The organism is Henriciella sp. (genome assembly GCF_049649345.1).
GTDB lineage: Bacteria > Pseudomonadota > Alphaproteobacteria > Caulobacterales > Hyphomonadaceae > Henriciella.
On the sequence record NZ_JBARZC010000653.1, the window covers coordinates 1 to 2,765 of the forward strand.

General features: G+C 61.9%; 2 protein-coding genes. One reads left to right on the forward strand and one right to left on the reverse strand.

Going from position 1 to position 2,765, the window contains the following annotated elements; all coding sequences use genetic code 11:
- Positions 1–150 precede the first annotated feature (150 nt).
- The gene (locus tag WA989_RS17900) at positions 151–2,223 is read right to left on the reverse strand and encodes an amidohydrolase family protein (protein WP_424341829.1); all 2,073 of its coding nucleotides are present in this window, start codon (positions 2,221–2,223) and stop codon (positions 151–153) included.
- Positions 2,224–2,345: 122 nt separating this feature from the next.
- Between WA989_RS17900 and WA989_RS17905 the strand changes: the two genes are divergently transcribed.
- Positions 2,346–2,765 (forward strand): trypsin-like serine protease (locus WA989_RS17905; RefSeq protein WP_424341830.1); only part of this gene is annotated, 420 nt, incomplete at its 3' end.

A 2,765-nucleotide genomic window follows, 5' to 3' on the forward strand; every position in this document is an offset into this window, starting at 1 on the left:
CAGCAAGCTCGACCCCGGCGCTGAGGCGCTCATCCCAGTCAAAGACGATGAAGGGATTGGCTTCAAAGCTGACCTGACGGGCCGAGGCCGGCATGGCTGTCACCAGCAGGCCGGCGAGGCCCGTCAGGGCTAGTCTTGAAACACCGGGTCTCATTCAGGGGCCACGATCTCCGGCGCGTCGATGAACGGCTCGATCCCGAAAGACGGGTAGATCTCGCTCGGGAAATAGGCGGTGCCATCCTTCATCACGAGCTTGACGGTCTTGATCGCTTTCAGGTCCTGGGCCGGATTGCCGGGAACGAGGAAGAAGTCAGCGAGCTTGCCTTCCTCGATCGAGCCAATCTCGTCGCCCATATCGAGATAGTCGGCAGCATCCTGCGTCGAGCGCTGCAGGATCTCGCCCGGTGTGAAGCCGATATTCTGATAGAGTTCGAGCTCACGGTGGAGGTTGAATGATCCGCCCATATCGGTGCCGAACAGGATCAGGATGCCGCGATCCTTCATCAGGGACAGCGTCTCGGTGATCTGATCGAACGCGCCGCTATAGGCCGCGTCATCTTCGGGTGTGTCGATCTTCGACCAGGCCTGTTTGGCCGAGCGCTGCACGCCGACGGGCATATGGTCGATATAGTCCTCGACGCCGGGGCGGAATTCGCCATTGCGCGCCAGCAGCAGCGCCTCGTGGATCGCATAGGTCGGGTCGACGGCGACGTCATTCTCGACCATCAGGTCGAGCGTTTCCTGAACGGCGGGCGAAGACAGGTCGAGGTCCGGCAGGCGGGCAAGCGCCGTCAGGCGCAGCAGGGTGCGCGTATCCTCATCGGCCTCGAGAACCCAGCCGAGCATGATCTGGTTGATATGGGTCAGCTCGTCATAGCCTGCCTCGATCATCGTATTGGCGCGCGAAAAGGCCGGCACGTGACCCGCGACGCGAAGCCCGCACTCATGCGCAAGGTCGACCATTTCAGGCACCCATTCGCCCTTCATGGAATTGTAGATCTTGATCTGGAAGAAGTGTCCGGCCTCGCAGGACGTGCGCACCGCTTCATTGGCTTCTTCCTGATTGGTGACGATGATGCCGTTGTTCGAATTGAACGGGCTTTTGCCTTCAATGAAGCTGGAGCGCACAATGCGCGGACCGGCAAGCGTGCCAGCCTCGATCTTGTCGATCAGCTCGCCGAGCACTTCATTGTCATTGCCCATGTCGCGCACGAATGTGACGCCCGAGAGGATGTTCAGCATCGCTGAATCCTGGCTCATATGGCCGTGCATGTCAGACAGGCCCGGCACCAGCGTGCCGCCAGCGCCATCGATCGTGTATTCGCCTGCAGCAGTGGCATCGGGGGCACCGATCGAGACAATTGTGTCGCCCTCCACCAGGACCGAAGCTGGCGCAGTCAGATCCATCGTCTCCGGATCAAACAGGCGGACATTCTGGATACGCACCGGCGCGTCGAACATGTGCGCATGCTCAGCCTGAAGCGCTTCGAAGCGGTCTGTCGAATATTTGACAGCGCGTTCGCGCAGCGACTCGTCGGCCCCTTCAAACCCGTCGCGTACGACGAGGAATTCCGGGCTGATCAGGGCGAACAGATCATTATCCGCATCGAGGATGAAATAGGTCGGGTCGATTTCCGGCCCGATCAGCGCATAGGAGGTAACGCTTTCGTCGCCATCGGCGCCTGAAACCGTGAAGCTCTCCATCTCTTCGAGGGTCAGCGAACCGGCCGGCAGGGCAGGGAGCGTGCGGTCCTCATCATTGAGGAGCGCTGCGCCATAGACGGCGAGCGAATAGGGCGTGCCGGCCTGCGCGATATACATGCTGGGCTCGTCGACTTCCGCCTGGCCCTTGCCGGTGGAGTCGGTCCAGACGGCGAGGCCGTCATCCTGGGCGAAACTCTCATCGACAGCATTGCCGAAGGTGGTATTGCCCGTCACCGTCCAGGCGGTGGGCAGGCCGGCCTCATTGAGCAGGATCGCTTCCTTCAGCGTCGGGCCGCGGCCATTGTTGCGATACTCATAATCGACCGTGATGGCCGGGCCGATGCGGCTGACATCCAGTCCGCCGATCTCCGTGCCACTGACCATGATCGAATAGGTCTCTGTCTCCGCCACGGGCGCTGCCGCCTCTGTGGCGGTGTCCATTGCGGCTTCCGTTGGTGGCGTGCCGGTACAGGCGGCAACAGCCAGAAGTCCAAGGCTCGCGCCCAGTCGAAATTTCATTACATCAGCCTCCCGGTTTCATCGGTGCCATGAAAGCACTGGCGGGCGCGGAAAGCGAGACCGGATTGATATCTCAGCTGCTTGGCGCAACACTGTGACCTGTTTGCAAAGGGGACGCGACGATGACGAGACGATTTTCTGTTCGCTTGGGGGCCGGTCTGGCGGGCCTGCTGCTCGCTGCTTCCTGTGTGGTGGATGGCGAGGACGGCTTTGCTGACGACTGGCCGGGCATCGCTTCGCTCCAGTTTGCGCAGGGCCGGGACACGATGCACGAGTGCGGCGGCACCATGATCGCAGAACAGTGGCTGCTCACGGCCGCCCATTGCGTCGACGAAGCGCGGATCGAGCGCAACGGGAGGGCCGCGCAGTTCAGACGCGGCGAAGACGGCATGACGCGTCGGCTCGGACCGATGCGCGTCGCGATCGGGCGCACGCATCTCGCCGATGACCTGGACGTGAAGACCTATGCGGTGACCGAGCTCCATCTTCATCCAGACTACGCCTCCGGCCATTATGAGCGCGGCAGCGACATTGCGCTGGTC

Bases quoted from the DNA above. Each gene is read 5' to 3' on its own strand.
- WA989_RS17900 (WP_424341829.1), bottom strand. From the start codon at position 2,223: ATGAAATTTCGACTGGGCGCGAGCCTTGGACTTCTGGCTGTTGCCGCC.